Below are 17,310 nucleotides of genomic sequence, written 5' to 3'. Positions count from 1 at the left end.
TCACGCCCTTCAAGCGCATCATGAAGGACTACTTCCTGGTGCTCGACAGCTACTATCAGGCGATCCGCTCCGCGCAGCCCTCGCGCATCCAGGCCATCGACGTTGGCCGGCGCGGGCTGCACGACGAGGGCAGCCGCGTGCTCATGGAGCGGCTCGACGGCAAGATCAAGATCGATCTCGACACCGCGCGACGCCTGTTCACACTCATCTCGGCCCTGCACTGGAAGGGGTAACCTCGTGTCACGCGCGGGCGACGGGCCTCAGGCGGTGCTGTTCGCGTGTGCCATGAACGCCGTGCGCAGCCCCATGGCCGCGGCGATCTTTCGCCATCTCATGGGCGATCGCGTGCGCGTGGCCTCCGGCGGCGTGCGCGCCGGGCTGACGGACCCGTACGCGGTGGCGGTGATGGACGAGATCGGCATCGACATCTCGGACCACGAGCCCGCGGCGCTCAAGGACCTCGAGTCCCAGGACTTCGACCTCATCATCACCCTTTCGCCCGAGGCGCACCATCACGGCGTCGAGCTGACGCGGGTCGTCCCCGCGGAGGTCGAGTACTGGCCGACGCCGGACGCGACGGTGCATGCGGACAGCAGCAGCCGCGAGGAGGTGCTCGCCGCCTACCGTGACGTGCGCGACTCGCTGTTCCAGCGCATCAAGCAGCGCTTCCTGCCGGCCGGCGGCGGGCCGACGGTGTGAGGAATCACGAGACGTGGTTGGATCCCGGCCTACGCCGGGATGACGGTCGTTAGGGTCGCGAACGCTTGTCCGTACATTCAACGTCACTCCGGGGAAGGCCGGAGTCCGGATACGCGTCCGGATCTCTCCCCAGCCGTCTTCTGCTCGAGTTCGCCCGGCCCTTCCGCGGCGTTGCGGGGGGCAAGGAGGAACCACGTGCTCTGCTCGCCGACGCCCTTGATCTCGATGGTGCCGCGTGGCTCGACCTCGAAATGCCCGGCAAGCTTTTCGCGCGAGGCCGGGCAGATGTGGATCCGGCCGGGGACCGACGCGCTCTCGAGGCGCGCCGCGAGGTTCACGGCATCGCCCCAGATATCGTAGCTGAACTTCTGGCGCCCGATGACGCCGGCCATGACAGGGCCCGTCGCCAGCCCCATGCGCATGTCGATCTCGTAGCCTGTCTCGGCGCGGAGCTCGCGCACTGCCTCCTGCATGGAGAGAGCCATGCGGGCGAGGCGCAGCGCGAAGTCGGGCTGAGGGTCGGGAATGCCGGAGGCGACCATGTAGGCGTCGCCGATGGTCTTGATCTTCTCGACGCCGTGGCGCTCCGCAAGGCCGTCGAACATGGTGACGAGCGTGTTCAGCAGAGACACGGTCTCGCCCGCGCCGAGGCGGCGGGCCAACGGCACGAAGCCCGAGATGTCCGCGAACAGAATCGATGCCTCGTGGAAGGTGTCGGCGACGGGTTCCGCAGGCTTCGCCTTCAGGCGCTCCACGATCGTGTCGGGCAGGATGTTGCGCAGGAGCGCGTCGGTCTCGGCCTTGGCGTTCTCGGCGAGGCGGAAAGCGTAGTAGACCGACGCCGCGATGAGCCCGAACGTGGTGACGGTGGCCTGGATGTACATCGAATCGAGCACGTCCTGATCGGCCGGGATGGCGGCTGCCGAGTCGGGATACCAGAACCAGCTCGCGAGATGCAGCACACCAGCAGCCATGATGGACGGGATGATGAGCCACATGCGGTTCAGGCCGTAGACGACGAACGCCGCCGCCGCGACGACGAAATACTGCAGGTGAATGCCGGCCGTGCGGCCGAGGAATGACGTGAACGCCAGGAGGGCGGCACATTCCGTCACCAGCATCAGAAGCGCCGCCGCGACCGCGCCGAAACGATGCATGAACGGCACGGCCAGCATGACGACGACGATAGCAAGGTTGATGTAGATGATCGGCCAGTAGCGATCGTAGTCGAGAAGGGTTTGCTGCAACGCGTAGATGGCCGTCGTGACCACGATCAGGTAGGCGATCATGTTCAGGATCATCAGGCGGCGCTTGGTCTCGGGCGGATAGCCCGCGGTGCCGGCCTCGGCGAGGCGCGCGAGCCAACCGCCGAGCGCTGCAAAGCGCCGCGACAGGGCCGACCACCTCCCGGCACCCGTCGGGGGGCGAGGCTCGAGGTCGGTTCCAGACTTTTCCGGCCGCGGCACTGTCCGCACACTCCCCAAACACGGTCGCGCGACCGTAGATCATTTGTCGTCTGACGTGAATCCGGTGACGCGTGGGCTCATTAAGCCAGCGCACTGCCCGTGACTGTCATCCGTGAAACAGGCCGCGCGTCCGGTGGGGGCCACCCAGGGAGGGGCTTCAGGCGCCGGCGGTGGCTTCGAGCTCGTCGATGTCGCACGTGAAACGGCTGTCCTTGCGCGCGATGGCGCCGCTGTCCTCCAGGAGCGCGAGCGCAGCGTTCACCTTCGGCCGGCTGGCGCCGATCAGCAGCGCCAGCTCGCTCTGGGAGATCGGAAGGTCGATGACGATCTTGGCGCCGGGCTTCAGATCGCCCTTCTGCCGCGCCGCGGCCAGGAAGAAACGCGCGAGCCGCACCTCGATCGGATAGAGCGCGATGCCCTCGAGCTGGTGGTCGGCCTCGCGGACCCGGTTACACAGGAACTTGACCACGGCCTCGCGTACCTCGGCGCGCTGCTCGATCAACCGCGTCAGCGATCCCTTGGATAAGGTGAGGGCGGTGACCTTCGAGACGGCGGTGGCGTCGGCGCTGCGCACGCCGCCGTCGAGGACAGCGATCTCGCCGAAGATCTGGCCGGCCTCGGCATGGGCAAACGACAGCTCGCGGCCCTCGGCCGTCAACACAGAGAGGCGCACGCGCCCGCTCGTCACTCGGTCAATGTCGCGCCCGGGGTCGCCGCGCGCGAAAATGGCCTGGCCACTGCCGTACGACGCCTCGCGCATCTCCTGCAAGACTGCCTTGCGGTCGGCCTCCTCGAGCGCGCCGAACAACGGCGTGCGTCCCAGCACTTCGAGAAGCGCGTCCTTGGCGATCATCCCAGCCTCCACCCCAATCAGGGGACTTGCACTGATTTTCGCGGGAACGGCGAAGAATGGCAACGAGCTTCTTGCTTTTCGGGAGGGCCCTCTGCATTCTCCGCACGAGTTTTCCGAGGGTCAGCGCGCCTTCGGCGTTGCGTTCACCGTTAACGACGCACAGCTTCGGCATCAGAGATGAGCTCCGTCAAGGCCGCCTTCCTCAGCTCCTTCAAACGCACGGACAGCCCACGCCGCGAGACGCTGCGGCGGGAACTCGCCCGCGAGCGCGCGCGCGACGAGGGGCCACAGCACGCGCCCAAGCTCGTGCTGGCGAGCGCGAGCCCGCGCCGCCTCATGCTGCTGGCGCAGGCCGGCATCGAGCCTGACGCGCTGCGCCCGGCCAGCGTCGACGAGACGGCGCGTTTGGCGGAGATGCCGCGCTCGCTCGCCGCACGGCTTGCGCGCCTCAAGGCGGAGACAGCGCGCGACCAGATCGCCAACGACGTGGACATCGCCGGGGCCTACGTGCTGGCCGCCGATACGGTGGTGTCAGTGGGGCGGCGCATTTTCGGCAAGCCCGAGCATATCGAGGAGGCGGTGGCGACGCTGGAACGGCTGTCGGGGCGGTCGCACCGGGTGCTGACGGGCATCTGCCTCATCACGCCGGACGACCGCATCCGTACCCGCATCGTCGATACGCGCGTGCGCTTCAAGCACCTTTCGAAATCCGAGATCGAAGCCTACATCGCCTCTAGAGAGTGGCGCGGCAAGGCCGGCGGCTATGCCATCCAGGGGCTGGCCGGCTGCTTCGTGCGCACGATTACCGGCTCCTACACGAACGTGGTCGGCCTGCCGCTGACCGAGGTCGTGAGCCTTCTCATCGGAGAGGGCTTCCCGGTGCACTTCAACTGGCTCAGGGCGGCGGAAATCGACGCCGAGTGAGGTCCGCCATGACCGAACCCAAGCCCCAGGCTGCCCCCGGCAGCGCGGGCGGGAAATGCCCGATCTGCGGCAAGCCGACCGTGCACGCGGTGCGGCCGTTCTGCTCGGCGCGTTGTGCGGACATCGACCTTGGCCGCTGGGTCTCGGGCGCCTATGTCATCGCGGGCGGGCAGTCGGATGCCGACGAGGACGGCGACGAGGGGTTCGCCAAGGAGGCGGGCTCTCTCGACCGTGGAAAGGGCGACGACGAGGCGCCGCAATAGCCTCGAAGGGGCAGCGCGGTGACACTGGACAGCCGTGGGGCTTCCCGCTTTTTTCCGGGGTCGCGCTTCTGCGGAAAACCGCTTCACACTTCTCCGGAAGCACTCTATAAAGCGCGAGCTTTGACGGCAGGCCCATCACGTCCCGCGGCCTCGCAAGCAAAAAGCCCAGGTAGCTCAGTTGGTAGAGCATGCGACTGAAAATCGCAGTGTCGGTGGTTCGATTCCGCCCCTGGGCACCATCCCCACTGGCCTATCCAATTGATAAGCTTAAAATAACGGCTCTTTTGTAAAATTCCGCTCGTCCGAGTGTTACACATGGGCGCGCGCCACATGGGCGGCACCGCCCCACATTAGCACTCGACTAAAGGCCGAAGGGGTACGTGTCCGGCAGGCCCGCAAGCTGTGCCGTGTCGAAGGGCGTTATTGCTGTCGTCCTGTCAATCCAGACGTATTCGTCGAACTGTCGCGGCAAGACGGCCTCGAAATAGTGACTGGCTAGCTCGCTCTCCGGCCGGTAGACGACGCCGATCGCGCGTTCCAGCCGCGGCTTCACAAGTTTCTCGCGCAGATCGCTACGGGCTTTCCGTGGCAGCGGCAGAATGAGACCGGGCGCATTCGTCAGATGGAACAGCCGCTCATAGCTCTGCGGATGAGCAGGCCGCACGGTCATGACCTGCATCGGAGCATCCCAGTTCGAGGCCGCCGCGACGGTGCCCTCGTTGGTTCCGAGGCCGATGCGATATGACTGCTCGCCGAAATGCTCGCGGCAGAGCTGACCGATATTGTGCTCGCCTCTGCGGCCCATCTCCGTGGCCGACGCATCTCCGATATGCGAATTGTGCGCCCAGACGACGGCCTTGGACGTCGCGCCGTGATGGTCGAGGAGGTTTTTCAGCGTCTCGAACATGTGGCTGTCGCGCAGGTTCCAGGAGGCGCGCGAGCCGTAGTACATGGTCCTGTAGTATCGCTCGGCATTGGAGACGAGACGCGCATTCTGCGAGGCGTCGAAGAAGCGCTCGCCGTCCTTCTCGCCATAATCGCGTTCCTTCCTCAGCAACTCGACGAGCATGTGCACGACATCCTGCTCACATTTGCGGTAAGCGCCTGAGAGCGTCGCCTGACCGTATGCCGAAGGATCGGATTCCCACGGCGTCAGGCATCCGTAGCGTTGACGCGCGACGGCTGCGAGATCCGGATCGACGCCTTCGAGATAGTGGATGACCGATCTGATGGAGCCGTAGAGGCTGTAGAGGTCGAGTCCGTAGAATGCCGCGCGCTCGTCCGGCGCGAGCGGCGCGTTGCGATCGTGCAGCCAATCGATGAACTCGCGTGTTTCCTCGTTGCGCCACATCCACGTCGGAAAGCGCGCAAAGGCGGTCCACTCCGCGCGCGGGATGTGACGGTGTCGTACGTGGTTGTCGATCCGCGCTGCGTCCGGCCAGTCCGCCTCGATGGCCACGATATTGAAGCCCTTGCGCCTGATCAGCTCCTGCGTGATCCGTGCACGGATGCGATAGAACTCGGACGTGCCGTGTGTCGCCTCGCCGATCAGCACCACGCGGGCATCCCCGATCCGGCGTAGCAGCGGTCCCAGCCGTGCCTTGGCCGGATCGACGAACGTCTCGCCGTCCCTGGCAATAAGACCTGGGGTCGACATGCTCACGGCGGGACGAGACTGGATCACGCGCGGCGGCTTAGTCTCCCAGTCGCTGTCCTTGCTCTCCCACCCTTCCTTTCCGATCAGCGGAACGAAGCGGACGTCGGCGATGTCCTCGCGCTCGTACTCGTCCTCGTCGACCCGCGTGATGCGGATCAGCTCCTGGGCGCGCGGATCGCTGCCGACCGGGATCACCATGTAACCGCCGACGGCGAGCTGCCGCATGAGGGATTGGGGAACATCCGGCGCGCCCGCAGAGACGAGAATGGCATCGAACGGAGCCTCGTCGCTCCAGCCTTCGGTTCCATCGGCGTGGCGGACATGCACATTCGTGTAGCCGGCGTCCGCCAGACTGGTCGCGGCCCGCTCTGCGAGCTGGCCGATGCGCTCGATCGTGAAGACCTCGCCGGCGATCTCGGCCAGAACGGCCGCGGCGTAACCCGATCCGGCGCCGATCTCGAGCACCTTCTCGCCGCCGCGAAGCGCCAGCGCTTCGATCATGAAGGCAACGATATACGGCTGCGAGATCGTCTGACCTCCACCGATCGGAAGCGGGCTGTCGGCGTGGGCTTCGCCTTTCAGGTGCTCGGGGACGAACTGCTCCCGCGGCACCTTGCGCATTGCCGCGAGCACACGAGGATCGCGAACGCCCCGGGCCTCGATCTGCTCCGAGACAAACCGTTCGCGAAGCTTGTTCTCGCTCGTCGCCATCGGCTACAGCGCCATTCCCGCGTCCACGTTGCTAAAGGCGATCCCGGAACGTGCGCGACGTTTCGGGCCAAAGCCGCTTGAGGTCGGCCGGAAGCTGGTCGATGACCTGGGAGATCTCGCCCGGATCGCAGTGGTGGGCGACGAGCGCCAGAACGTCCTTCACGGCACGCTCCGGCGGGATGCGGCGCGGGAGCAGCTTTATGGTGATCTCGTCGAGAAACTTCTCCTTGGAACGGATCCGCTCCGGCGTCCGACTGGGCCGCCATCCTTCGTAGAAGATGCCGCGGACAATGGTGGGCAATTGCGCGGCAAGCTCCACGGCCTCCTCGGGCGTGAGACGATCGCGCAACTGATGGAGGACCACACGCAGAACGGCGAGAGCTTCCTCCTCGTCGGCGAGGCCGGCATTGTCGCGCAGCTCCTTGAGCCACTCCTGCGTCTGCTGAACCGTGCGTGCGATGGACGATGGAACGGTCATGGCAAGCTCCTTGATCGGGCCGGGCGGTTCCCGGCCCGCGACCGGACGTTGCTATCCGTGGTGAGCCGAGACCGCGTTCATGATCTCGCCCGTGAGGGTTTGCGGTCCTGCATGCGAAATGTCGCCCAGGCTCAGCATGCCCACCATGCGCTTGCTGTCGTTGAGAACGGGAAGCCGGCGGATCTTCCGCTGCTCCATGAGGCGCGCGGCATCGGCGAGATCCTCGCTCTCCTGGCAGTAGACGATGCCCTTGGTCATGACGTCGCGGGCGGTGAGCTTCGCGCAGTCCTTGGAATCGGCAAGTCCCCTGCAGGTGATGTCGCGGTCCGTGACCATTCCGACCAGGCGGTCGTTCTCTCCGACCGGAATGGCGCCGACATCGAGCTTCTTCATCAGGGCCGCGATCTTGGAAAGCGGAGTGGCCGGCTCAACCCATTCCACGCCGTTGTGCATCGCATCTTTGACTTTCATGATACAGGCTCCTTCACTATGTTCTCGCGGGGCGCCAAAGCTCGTTTCGGGCTATTGCTTGCGATCCGCTCCTTCAACGACAGATGAGAACAGGCACCGTGCTGTGCGTCAGCACCTCGAGGGCCTGACTGCCGAGCAGAAGGCGTCGCAAGCCGCGCCGGCCGTGCGACGACATCACGATGAGGTCGCAGCCCGTCTCCGTGGCGGCCGCAATAATTCCTTCTGCCGGAAATCGATCCGTCTCATGACGAGCCACGCAGGCGACGCCCACGCGTTTGGCTGCGGCCTCGACGGACGAGAGGATCGCCGTGGCATTTTCCTTCGTCGCCCGCATGTACTCCTCGACAGGAAGCGCGACGGCCACTTCGCCGGGCACGGTTGCGGCCCAGGACGGAGTTACCGTGACCGCGGTGACCTTTGCTCCGAGGCCCTTGGCTAGATTCAACCCTTGCTCGACCGCTTTTTCCGCGAGATCCGAGCCGTCGGTCGCAATCAGGATATGCTTGAACATGGTGTCGCTCCGGCGACCCGACGCAACGGGCGGTCAACTGGACTATGGATACGTCCTCGCGGCGCCCCGAGCCGGATCCGATCCGGCGCTCAGGAGCCGTTGTCCGATGCGCGCGAGCGCAGCGTACTCGTCCCGATAGTCTCGCGTCTCCTTCTCGAAAAAACCTTGGTACTCCTGCATGAGTTCCAGTGGGGTCTTGCAGGCCATAAGACGCGAAGGAAGATCGATGTCCTCGATGCCCCGTCGGCGAATGAAGTCCAAATACTCGGCGCCCAAGTCCAAGTAGGTCGCCGCCCAGGAGCTTGCCCACCCGTAGCCAATCGGCAGGGCATCACTTCGACGATCGTTCTGAGAGATGTCTGGCGTGGTCAGCATGATCGACCTCACATGTTACGCGATACAAATGTGTGAGATCAGAGAAACCTAGGAGTCCTATCGCCCTCATTTGTTGATGTCGATCAAATGATCGCGCAGCGGCGCCGCGTTGCTTAATTTTATTCGAACCAGCCTTTCAATCAGGGGCAGTTGTACAGCGACGGGGCCATATGCTTGTCGCGGCGGTCCACGGCACCGAGGAACGGGACCGATGCTATTCGTGCCTCAACGCTTCGATAGGGTCCAGGCGCGCGGCGCGCCTCGCCGGAAAGTATCCGAAAATGATACCCACAAGTGCCGAGAATGCGAAAGCTACGAGAACGATGGTCACATCAACGCTGAACGGCACTCCCATGGCGTTGGTAGCAAACCAGGCCAGGCCGAGCCCGAGGACTATGCCCACCACTCCACCGAACAAGGAAAGCACCACGGCCTCGACGAGGAACTGAGACAGGACTTGCCGTTCCAGGGCGCCGATGGCCAAGCGGATACCGATTTCCCGCGTACGCTCGGTGACGGAAACGAGCATGATGTTCATGATTCCGATCCCGCCCACGACCAGGCTCACCGCGGCCACGGCGCCGAGCAAGCCCGTTAGCATGGACGTCGTCCCGGTCTGGGCCTCGGCGATCTGCTTCATGTCGCGTACGGTAAAATCGTCTTCTTCGTTCGGCGCTATGTTGCGTCGCTCGCGCAACATCCTCTCAAGATCCGCCTGCACTTTCGCAGTGTCCACGCCATCTTTGGCAGAGACTGTGATGCGCGAGATGTCGGTATTGCCCGCCAGCCGCCGTTGAAACGTCCTGAGCGGCATCAGGACGATGTCATCCTGATCCGCACCGAATCCGGTTTGTCCCTTGGTCTCGAGCAGGCCGATCACCTCGCAGGAAACGTTGCCGACGCGAATGCTGCGCCCAACCGGATCGGCTTGGCCGAACAGCTCCTTTTGCACGGTCGTGCCGACAATGCAGGCCGCGCGTCCGCCCCGTACCTCACCTTCCAGGAACTCGCGGCCCGACGTAAGCGTCCAGTCCTGGGCGACGAGATAGTCGTTGTCCGTTCCCGTGATGGAAACGATGCGGCTTTCCGAGCCATAGATCACCGTCGCCGATTTCTGTGCCACCGGCGCCACCGCCTTGATCCCGCTGAGCTGCGTTCTGATGGCGTCGATGTCGCGCGCATTGAAGGCCTTGGCGTCCGAGCTGGCGCGTCCCGGCCCGAACTGGCCGCGGTTGACGGACAAGAGGTTGGAGCCGAGCCGGGCCAGGTCCGCGGTCACTTGCGCCGTGGTCCCGTTGCCGATGGTGATCATGGCGATCACCGCCGCGACGCCGATGACAATGCCGAGGACGGTGAGAAACGAGCGCAGAATATTGCGCCTGATCGCCTGCAACGCGAGTCGAATCACCTCGAACAGCATCAGGCGGCCTCGACGTTCAGGATATCGCTGTCAATCCGGCCATCGACGAAGCGAACAATGCGTTGGGCAAAGGCGGCGATATCGCTTTCATGGGTGACCATGACGATCGTCATTCCCTGATCCCGGTTCAGGCTCGTCACCAGGTTCATGATCTCGCGGCTGGTCTTGGTGTCGAGATTGCCGGTCGGCTCGTCGGCGAGCAGGATCCGGGGCTCGGTCACGATGGCGCGCGCGATCGCAACACGCTGTTGCTGGCCGCCGGAGAGCTCGCTGGAGGTGTGCCCCTCGCGCCCGGACAGACCGACGCGCTCAAGGGCGTGCGCCGCGATCCTACGCCGCTCACCGGCGGGTATCCCGCGGTAGATCAGCGGCAGCTCGACGTTCTCGAGGGCGGTGGTGCGGGTCAGCAGGTTGAAGCCCTGAAAGACGAAGCCGAGCAGGTGGCGGCGGATGAGCGCGCGCTGGTTACGGTGCAGGCCGCCTACATCCATACCCATCAGGAGGTACTCGCCCGAGGTCGGCGTATCGAGGCAGCCGATGATGTTCATGGCGGTCGACTTGCCTGACCCGGACGGTCCCATGATGGCCACGAACGTGCCGTCCTCGATCTTGAGATTGACCCCCGAAAGGGCATGGACGGCCGCCGCGCCGCTCCCGAAGATCTTGGAGACGTTTCGGAACTCGATGAGCGGTGTCCTGGAAACGGCGCTCTGCACGGCATGAGCCTCGTTACTGCGGGGTCGTCGTCTGGTCGACAATCAGCGCCTCGTCCACGCCGATCGCCCCGCCTTGCACCTCGGTGCGCCTGCCATCGCTCGATCCGACGACGATCTCGACCTGCGTGGGCTCTCCTTTCCGCAGCACCCAAACCGTCCGGTTCGGACCTGTGTCCTCGGGCCGGCTCGCCGGACGGAAGGGCGGCCGTCCCGGGAGCAGCCGGCGCAGGAAGTTCTGCTGGGGCTCCGCCTCGGTTGCGGGCGGCGTGTACCGCAAGGCCGCATTAGGGATCAGCAGGGCGTCGCGGATCTCCGTGACCTTGATCTCGGCAGTGGCCGTCATGCCGGGCCGGAGCAGGAGCTGGGAGTTGTCGATGTTCAGAACGGCCTTGTAGGTCACGACGCCCTGGATGGTCTCGGAGGCGAAACGCAAGTCGCGAATGACCGCTGGAAACCGCCGATCGGGAAAGGCATCGACGGAAAACGTTGCTTCCTGTCCGACCTTAACCTTGCCCACGTCGGCCTCGTCGACGTCCACCTGCAGCTCCATCTGCTTCAGGTCCTCGGCGATAGAGAACAGGACAGGCGCCTGGAAGGACGACGCCACGGTCTGGCCCGGCTCCACAGCCCGCGTGAGGACCACGCCATTGATCGGCGAAATGATCCTGGCCTTGGCAAGATTGGTTTCATCAAGCTTGAGCTGGGCGTCGGCCACGCCGATCTCGGCGCGCATGCTGGCGGTGACGGCAACGGCCCGGTGGTAGGCCGCCTCGGCAGCCTGGAGGTCTCTCGTGGAGGCGGCATTGGTGACTACGAGTGCGCGCTTGCGGGCGAGATCGTTTTCCGTTTCGACGACGGTCGCCTCCGCTTCGGCAAGTTTGGCCTTGGCGGCTTCCAGCTTTGCACGCGAGCTGTCGACCGTGGCCTTGAGCTTGTCCGTGTCGAGCTCGGCGAGCGTTTGGCCCGCTGTGACGACTGAATTGTAGTCGACGAGTACATTGCGGACGGTTCCGGAAAGCTCGCTGGAAATCTCCACCATATCCGTCGGCTGCAGCGAGCCGGTTGCGGTGACGATGACCGTCAGGTCGCCGCGCTTCACAGGCTCCGTGACATAGCGGACGCCGTTGGTGTCGCTGCCCAGCAGCCATGCGGCCCAGATCAACAGGGCGACCACGAGCAATGCCGCCGCCCACTTCAGCTCCGGTCGGCTTGTCCAGGTCGGCGCGGAGGTCACTTCCTTGCCGAGAATCGCCTCGATGCTCAGGCGCTGAGGACCCTCAACGGGTTTATTCACCTCGCCTCCTCGTGGGCTGATGCCCGCACTCGATGTCCCTCGGAATTCGGCCAGTGTGCGTTGATCTAGATCAACGTGCGGCCGTGGGATCGAGGGTCGGGACTGAGCGCAGCGGCTCCCCGGACACGCCTCGCGCATCTCCCGGGGACAACACAAGGCGGAAGCGGAAAGGGTGGACGAATCCGGGCGGCTTGACGTCAGGCTCGAAAGAGGACGAGCCAAAGCATGTAGGCCAGATAGAGGGCGATCCCTATGCCCCCTTCCAGCCGCGAGATGCGCTTGCCGGTCATGAAGACCGGCACGCAGAGGAGCGCGACACCGGCCATGAGGGGGATATCGACCAGCGTCAGCTGACGTTCCACGGGCACGCCGCCCGGCGTGACCAGGCAGGTGAGGCCAAGGATCACCAGGATATTGTAGATGCTGCTGCCGAGAAGATTGCCGACGGCGACGTCCCGCTCGTCCCTCAAGGTGGCGACGATGCTCGTCACGAGCTCCGGGGCGGAGGTCCCGACGGCGACGATGGTAAGGCCGATGACCGCCTCGGAGAGGCCGAGCGTGCGGGCAATGTCAACGGCGCCGCTGACAAGCCAGTTGGCGCCGAGTACCGAGAGCGCCAAGCCCGCGGCGAGCACAGCGGCGTATTTGGCCCGTTGCCCCGCAACGGCGCCTGTCCCTGCGTCGTCGGCGCCGTACACGTTGCTGAACTCCTCCTTCAAGGCCGGCGTCTCGCGGCGGCTCAGGACTATGAGCGCCAGCGTATAGAGCACGGCGGCGACGAGCAGCACCCCTCCGTCGAGCTGGGTAATGGCACCGTCCCACGCAAAGACGCTCATCAGCACCGCGGCGCCGACCATGGTCGGCAGCTCGAGCTTGAGCACCTGCAGGTGAAGCGGAAGCGGCTTCAGCACCGCAATGAGTCCCAGGATGAAGAGGATGTTGAACACGTTGGTCCCGGCGATGTTGCCGACGGCAAGCGCGCCACTGCCCTGCAGGCTGGCGGTGATGCCGACCGCGAGCTCGGGAATGCTGGTGCCGACTGCGACCACGGTGAGGCCGAGCAGGAGAGGCTCGACGCCGAGCGAAGCCGCCAGCCGCGACGCTCCGCGCACGACCATCTCTGCCGCCACGACGAGCAGACCGAGCCCGGCAGCGAATGCAACAGCCCCGTGCATGTCCATGGAATGCCCTCTCCTTGCCTCTCGTCCAAAACCTGCAACAACTCGCCCTCTTACTGCCTGGGCTTCTTCCGTCCGTCGACCTCAGCTCCTCTGAGTTTGTTGCCGAAGACGAGGATCGCGGCGAGCGGCACGCAGAGGCCGATGCCCATGACGACGCCGAGGAGCAGGGGCAGGTTGTCGTAGGCGCCGCGGTCGACGACGAAGATCTGGTTCAGGTACTTGGTCTGGAGCGCGGCGGCGACGAGCGCCAGGTTCATCAGCGACCCCATGAGGGCGAACCACGTGGCGCGGCGCTTCTCGGGGGCGTAGATGGCGCAGAGGGTCAGCAGCGGGATCATGCTCAGCTGCAGAAACGGCGAGGAGGCGGCGGTGTCGATGATGGCGATGGTGCGGGCGCCGAAGCCGAAATTCGCCTCCGTCCATTCGCTGATGCCGAGCGTGAGCGCGAGGCTCGGCAGCGAGAGGACGGTGCCGATGATGGTGAGCCAGAAGAGCACGAACGGGATCGGCCGTCCGGTGATGGCATCGGAGAAGAGCCAGATGCCGAGCAGCGCGAGCAGGGCGCCGAGCTGGTTGAGCGTGCCCTGAAAGGCCTCGTCGAAGCCGAGCACGTCGATGGTGAACCAGGTGTAGCCCTGGCCGACGAGGGGCGTGGCCCGGAAGGCGAAGATGATGATGGCCGCGTAGAGGATGGTCTCCTGGGTCTTGCTGTCCAGGTCGCCGACGACGCGCCAGAGCATGGCCGAGACGACCGCCATCGAGACGACGAAGACGATCTCCTGGCCGTAGGGAACGCCGCTGACCGCCGTGGCCATGACCGCAGCGCCGAAGGCCAGTCCGCCGCCGAGAATGCGCCAGTCGACCGGCCGCGTCTCGGCGCTGTTGATCCGGACCAGGAGCGCGCCGGAAACGGACGTGAGGGGGATGATGAGGCCGGCGAGGAAGACGGTCTCGTAGGAGAACACGCTGGCGAGAAAGACGCCGAGCCCGGCCACGGCGACCATGCCGAGGGACAGCGCCAGCCGGCCCAGCACCTGCACCATGCCGAGGTCGCGGTTGATGTCCGCGAGGTCGCGGGGCGTCCCGTCCGAGTTCACGCGCTCCACGACCTCGGTGCTCATGGCGTCGGCGGCCACGTCCTGCAGGACCACGCCGACCACGCTTAGGAACGAGCCGATGCGATAGAGGTCCTGAGGCGGGGCAAAGGCGAGCCAGCCGCCGGCTGCTCCGGCGAGCGTGAGCAATCCCAGGGCGACCAGCGCGCCGCCGATCAGGACATAGGCCCGGCGCTGCGAGCCCATGACCGGCACGGCATCCACCAGCTCGCCAAACACCATCTTGATGGTCCAGGGCAGCGTGAGCCAGACGCTCAAGGCGGCCAGCTCGGCGGGCGTCAACGACAGGGAGGACTTGATCCAGAAGCTCTCGGCAATGGTGATGATGCCGAGCGCACCATAGGCGAAATAGACCATCAGCAGAGGGAGATACCGCAGGCGGAAGGCCCGGACCGGGGTCAGGAGCGCGGTCTCGAGCTTTTGGCGAAGCCCGGGCCAGCTCGGCCAAGTCGCGTCCGTCATGCGTGATATTCTCCGATCCCGAGAGGGAAAGATATAGACGGCGAGGGCCGGATACCGTCTAGGAAAATCGGCCATTAGCGGCAGGGAGCGGGCGAAGCCTATGGATCATACGGATGGCGGCCTGGCTGTGCCGCTCAAGCGGTCGCTCGGGCTACCCCTCACGGTTCTCTACGGCCTGGGCATCACGATCGGGGCCGGAATCTACGTTCTGGTCGGCACCGCGGCGGCACGTGCGGGTTTCCAGGCTCCGCTCGCGTTTATCCTGGCGGCGCTGGTCATGGCGCCCTCGGGCGCCGCCTTCGCGGAGCTCGCCTCGCGCCTGCCGATGAGCGCGGGGGAGGCGGCCTATGTCAAGGAAGGCTTCGGGTCGGATCGGCTGGCGCTCCTCGTGGGGTGGATGGTGGCCGCAATCGGCGTCGTCTCGGCAGCCGCGATCGGCCGTGGCGCGGCCGGATATATTCGCGAGCTCATGGAGCTACCGCTCGATCTGATCGTGGTGCTGGTGGTGCTCGCCATGGGCGCGGTCGCGGCATGGGGCATCGTAGAGTCGGTGGCGCTGGCGGGCGCGATAACGCTGATCGAAATCGGCGGGCTCTTGATCCTCATCGTCGTCGCGGCGGTGACGGTTCCCGACCTGGGATCGCGCTTGCCCGAGGCATGGCCCGGGTTGACGAATGCGGGCGCGTGGGCCGGCGTGCTCAGTGCGTCGCTGATCGCCTTCTTCGCGTTCACGGGGTTCGAGGGGATCGCGAACATTGCCGAGGAGGTGAAGTCTCCTGGCTGGACAATTCCGCGCGCGATCCTGATCACGCTCGCTCTCACGACGCTGCTCTACGTGCTGGTCGTCTGGGTGACGCTCAACGTCATTCCCCACGACGAGCTCGGAACGGAAGGAGCGCCGCTCAGCCGCGTGTTCGAGCGGATGACCGGCGCCTCGCCGCTCGCCTTCAGCACCATCGCCATACTGGCGACGATCAACGGCGTCGTCTTCTATCTCATCCTGTCCTCGCGAGTGCTCTACGGTCTCGCGCGCCGGGGGCTCCTGCCGGCACGGCTCGGAGAGGTCAACCCGACCACCCGCACGCCGCTGCTGGCGACCGGACTTGTCGTCGCCGTGACGCTGGTGCTCGCGCTGGCGTTCCCCATCGAGGAGCTCGCGGAGATGACGTCGCGGCTGACGCTCCTGGTTTTCGCGCTCGTGAACGCGGCGCTGATCGCGATCAAGCGTCGAGGACTTCCGCCTCCACCGAATGCCTATGTGACGCCGGGATGGGTTCCTGTCGCCGGGCTCTTCACCAGCGTCTGCCTTCTTGCAAGCGAGGCTCTCTCCTGAGCCATCAGGGCGCAGTCGGGGGCACCGGATCGACAGACGTTCGTCAGATTTTCAGAGTTTCAGCGCCGGGCTGGGAGATCTGGATGTCGCCGAACCGGCACGATCCGCGACGGCGCTGGAACACCGAGACGCCGAGCAGCCAGATGCGCACGACGGATTTCGCCGGACCTCCGATGTGGTCGTGATAGTCGGCGTAGAGATCGCGCTCATCGCCGACCCACGTGCCAAGCTCGCTGAAACCGCTGCGCACCGCCATATGCGACTCGATCGGCGTCCAGCGCGGTATCGGGCAGCGGAAGGCCTTGCCGACGGGGAGCCCGCTGCTCCAGAAGTAGGTGAGGTCCTGGCCGTCGTCGTACTCGGCGCCGATCGAGAGATAGTCGTGCGACGTGAGCTGGTCCTCCGGAAGACGCGAGGGCAGCTCCTCCACGATCCAGCGCCAGTTGAGCTTGGTTCCGGGCTTCAGCTCGATCGAGACGGGGCGCTGCAGGATGCCGGCGTTCTTGAGCGGCTCGCAGGCAATCTCGCCGCCGCCGAGATCGTTGAAGATGACCGGCCCGCCGCCGAGCATGTAAAGGTTGTTCCATCCTTCGGGCAGCTTGCGGCTGGTCTCGAGGCGGTCGATCTCGGCGCCGATGACACCTCCGACGTCGCCGTGGGCCAACAGGCTCCGCAGACCGTCGAGCGCGCTCTTTCGCCAGACGAGGGCGAGTCCGTAGATGCGGACCTCCGTCTTCAGATAGGCATCCGTCGGCGTCCAGATCTCGCCGTCCTCGTTCTGGAACTCGGCGAACGAGCGCGCGACCTCGATGGGGCCATCGTGCGCTGCCGTCATTGTCCCGGTGTTGCTCATCGGATTGTATATGGGTCGGGTGCCGCGCGTGCGCGCATGGAAGGCCACTCCGGGCTCGGCCCACAGATCCTGTTCGCGCGACAACCACAGACGGCCGCCGAGCAGAAACGTCGCCTGCTGGCCCTTGGCGAGGGTAAGATCGATATCCTTCCAGGGCAGATCGCTGCTCGTGATCTCGAAGACGCGGACGTCGAGAAGCTCCGGCGACTTCGCTCTTGCAATGAGCGCGTCGAGACGGTCGATAAATTCCGCTCGGTCGAGAAAGCTCGCGGCACCGGCAATGGTTCGCGCGTCGAGCACCGCTGTCGCAAACGGCAGCGTCAGGCCTAGCGCGGTCAGCCTTTTGAGGAGATCCCGTCGGTCAACGGCAGTCGAATGCTGGCAACCGCAGTCCCGATGGTCAGGCAACGTGCACATGATGTCTCTCCCTCAACTGCCTACAGGCTTGATTGTGCTTACGCTCAAGATTCTCAGCTCATAGGCAGCTCAGGTGTCGTTGAACGTCGGCGGCTGGCACCTCCAGCGCTT

The 17,310-nt window shown here is 65.3% G+C and carries 18 protein-coding genes and 1 tRNA gene; 6 read left to right on the top strand and 13 right to left on the bottom strand.

Going from position 1 to position 17,310, the window contains the following annotated elements; all coding sequences use genetic code 11:
• On the top strand, nt 1-233 hold a 233-nt coding region (locus tag IT540_RS01740), incomplete at its 5' end, for a UPF0262 family protein (protein ID WP_291172388.1).
• Between the two features lie 4 nt (nt 234-237).
• On the top strand, nt 238-699 hold the full coding sequence (locus IT540_RS01735) for a low molecular weight phosphatase family protein (RefSeq protein ID WP_291172385.1): 462 nt from the start codon (nt 238-240) through the stop codon (nt 697-699).
• An 83-nt stretch (nt 700-782) separates the two neighbouring features.
• Here the strand turns inward: IT540_RS01735 and IT540_RS01730 are convergent, their stop codons facing one another.
• Complete coding sequence (locus tag IT540_RS01730) at nt 783-2,165, bottom strand: adenylate/guanylate cyclase domain-containing protein (RefSeq protein WP_291172382.1); 1,383 nt, start codon at nt 2,163-2,165, stop codon at nt 783-785.
• 157 nt (nt 2,166-2,322) lie between these two features.
• Nucleotides 2,323-3,018: a Crp/Fnr family transcriptional regulator gene (locus tag IT540_RS01725; protein WP_291172380.1), complete on the bottom strand. Its 696-nt coding sequence runs from the start codon at nt 3,016-3,018 to the stop codon at nt 2,323-2,325.
• A gap of 177 nt (nt 3,019-3,195) precedes the next feature.
• Between IT540_RS01725 and IT540_RS01720 the strand changes: the two genes are divergently transcribed.
• The 3 genes from IT540_RS01720 (at nt 3,196) to IT540_RS01710 (ending at nt 4,444) form a co-directional block, all read left to right on the top strand.
• A complete protein-coding gene (locus IT540_RS01720) occupies nt 3,196-3,942 on the top strand; it encodes a Maf family nucleotide pyrophosphatase (RefSeq protein WP_291172378.1) in 747 nt (248 codons plus the stop codon).
• A gap of 8 nt (nt 3,943-3,950) precedes the next feature.
• Nucleotides 3,951-4,205 carry a DNA gyrase inhibitor YacG gene (gene yacG, locus IT540_RS01715; protein ID WP_291172376.1) on the top strand — a complete coding sequence of 85 codons (255 nt, stop codon included), beginning with the start codon at nt 3,951-3,953 and terminating at the stop codon, nt 4,203-4,205.
• 163 nt (nt 4,206-4,368) lie between these two features.
• Nucleotides 4,369-4,444, top strand: a tRNA-Phe gene (locus tag IT540_RS01710).
• Nucleotides 4,445-4,566: 122 nt separating this feature from the next.
• Here the strand turns inward: IT540_RS01710 and IT540_RS01705 are convergent.
• The 10 genes from IT540_RS01705 to IT540_RS01660 form a co-directional block, all read right to left on the bottom strand.
• Nucleotides 4,567-6,573, bottom strand: a complete 2,007-nt coding sequence (locus IT540_RS01705; protein ID WP_291172373.1) for a protein-L-isoaspartate(D-aspartate) O-methyltransferase — start codon at nt 6,571-6,573, stop codon at nt 4,567-4,569.
• A 31-nt stretch (nt 6,574-6,604) separates the two neighbouring features.
• A complete protein-coding gene (locus IT540_RS01700) occupies nt 6,605-7,051 on the bottom strand; it encodes a DUF2267 domain-containing protein (protein ID WP_291172370.1) in 447 nt (148 codons plus the stop codon).
• 51 nt (nt 7,052-7,102) lie between these two features.
• Entirely contained in the window at nt 7,103-7,522 is a 420-nt protein-coding gene (locus tag IT540_RS01695; protein ID WP_291172367.1) for a CBS domain-containing protein, read from the bottom strand.
• A gap of 73 nt (nt 7,523-7,595) precedes the next feature.
• Nucleotides 7,596-8,033, bottom strand: a complete 438-nt coding sequence (locus tag IT540_RS01690) for a universal stress protein (protein ID WP_291172365.1) — start codon at nt 8,031-8,033, stop codon at nt 7,596-7,598.
• Between the two features lie 42 nt (nt 8,034-8,075).
• Nucleotides 8,076-8,408 carry a hypothetical protein gene (locus IT540_RS01685; RefSeq protein WP_291172363.1) on the bottom strand — a complete coding sequence of 111 codons (333 nt, stop codon included), beginning with the start codon at nt 8,406-8,408 and terminating at the stop codon, nt 8,076-8,078.
• Between the two features lie 214 nt (nt 8,409-8,622).
• A complete protein-coding gene (locus tag IT540_RS01680; protein WP_291172360.1) occupies nt 8,623-9,828 on the bottom strand; it encodes an ABC transporter permease in 1,206 nt (401 codons plus the stop codon).
• Nucleotides 9,828-10,544: an ABC transporter ATP-binding protein gene (locus IT540_RS01675; protein ID WP_291172357.1), complete on the bottom strand. Its 717-nt coding sequence runs from the start codon at nt 10,542-10,544 to the stop codon at nt 9,828-9,830. The genes IT540_RS01680 and IT540_RS01675 overlap by 1 nt, the downstream gene beginning before the upstream one ends.
• Before the next feature lie 13 nt (nt 10,545-10,557).
• Entirely contained in the window at nt 10,558-11,838 is a 1,281-nt protein-coding gene (locus IT540_RS01670) for an efflux RND transporter periplasmic adaptor subunit (RefSeq protein WP_291172354.1), read from the bottom strand.
• Nucleotides 11,839-12,035: 197 nt separating this feature from the next.
• Entirely contained in the window at nt 12,036-13,019 is a 984-nt protein-coding gene (locus IT540_RS01665; protein ID WP_291172351.1) for a calcium/sodium antiporter, read from the bottom strand.
• Between the two features lie 50 nt (nt 13,020-13,069).
• Complete coding sequence (locus tag IT540_RS01660) at nt 13,070-14,596, bottom strand: hypothetical protein (protein ID WP_291172349.1); 1,527 nt, start codon at nt 14,594-14,596, stop codon at nt 13,070-13,072.
• A 100-nt stretch (nt 14,597-14,696) separates the two neighbouring features.
• Here IT540_RS01660 and IT540_RS01655 point away from each other — a divergent pair, with 100 nt between their 5' ends.
• Complete coding sequence (locus IT540_RS01655; protein WP_291172347.1) at nt 14,697-15,929, top strand: APC family permease; 1,233 nt, start codon at nt 14,697-14,699, stop codon at nt 15,927-15,929.
• 43 nt (nt 15,930-15,972) lie between these two features.
• Here IT540_RS01655 and IT540_RS01650 read toward each other — a convergent pair whose 3' ends face one another.
• On the bottom strand, nt 15,973-17,199 hold the full coding sequence (locus IT540_RS01650) for a DUF3047 domain-containing protein (protein WP_291172345.1): 1,227 nt from the start codon (nt 17,197-17,199) through the stop codon (nt 15,973-15,975).
• Nucleotides 17,200-17,310 lie beyond the last annotated feature (111 nt).

Origin of the sequence: Hyphomicrobium sp. (genome assembly GCF_020852195.1) — a bacterium.
In the GTDB taxonomy this organism is placed as follows: Bacteria; Pseudomonadota; Alphaproteobacteria; order Rhizobiales; family Hyphomicrobiaceae; genus Hyphomicrobium_C.
This window is presented reverse-complemented; position numbering and strand designations above follow the sequence as displayed.

What these genes read in the sequence shown, in the direction of transcription:
- IT540_RS01725 (WP_291172380.1), bottom strand. Translation starts at nt 3,018, where the DNA reads ATGATCGCCAAGGACGCGCTTCTCGAAGTGCTGGGACGCACGCCGTTG.
- IT540_RS01720 (WP_291172378.1), top strand. Translation starts at nt 3,196, where the DNA reads ATGAGCTCCGTCAAGGCCGCCTTCCTCAGCTCCTTCAAACGCACGGAC.
- yacG (WP_291172376.1), top strand. Translation starts at nt 3,951, where the DNA reads ATGACCGAACCCAAGCCCCAGGCTGCCCCCGGCAGCGCGGGCGGGAAA.
- IT540_RS01705 (WP_291172373.1), bottom strand. Translation starts at nt 6,573, where the DNA reads ATGGCGACGAGCGAGAACAAGCTTCGCGAACGGTTTGTCTCGGAGCAG.
- IT540_RS01700 (WP_291172370.1), bottom strand. Translation starts at nt 7,051, where the DNA reads ATGACCGTTCCATCGTCCATCGCACGCACGGTTCAGCAGACGCAGGAG.
- IT540_RS01695 (WP_291172367.1), bottom strand. Translation starts at nt 7,522, where the DNA reads ATGAAAGTCAAAGATGCGATGCACAACGGCGTGGAATGGGTTGAGCCG.
- IT540_RS01690 (WP_291172365.1), bottom strand. Translation starts at nt 8,033, where the DNA reads ATGTTCAAGCATATCCTGATTGCGACCGACGGCTCGGATCTCGCGGAA.
- IT540_RS01685 (WP_291172363.1), bottom strand. Translation starts at nt 8,408, where the DNA reads ATGCTGACCACGCCAGACATCTCTCAGAACGATCGTCGAAGTGATGCC.
- IT540_RS01680 (WP_291172360.1), bottom strand. Translation starts at nt 9,828, where the DNA reads ATGCTGTTCGAGGTGATTCGACTCGCGTTGCAGGCGATCAGGCGCAAT.
- IT540_RS01665 (WP_291172351.1), bottom strand. Translation starts at nt 13,019, where the DNA reads ATGGACATGCACGGGGCTGTTGCATTCGCTGCCGGGCTCGGTCTGCTC.
- IT540_RS01660 (WP_291172349.1), bottom strand. Translation starts at nt 14,596, where the DNA reads ATGACGGACGCGACTTGGCCGAGCTGGCCCGGGCTTCGCCAAAAGCTC.
- IT540_RS01655 (WP_291172347.1), top strand. Translation starts at nt 14,697, where the DNA reads ATGGATCATACGGATGGCGGCCTGGCTGTGCCGCTCAAGCGGTCGCTC.
- IT540_RS01650 (WP_291172345.1), bottom strand. Translation starts at nt 17,199, where the DNA reads ATGTGCACGTTGCCTGACCATCGGGACTGCGGTTGCCAGCATTCGACT.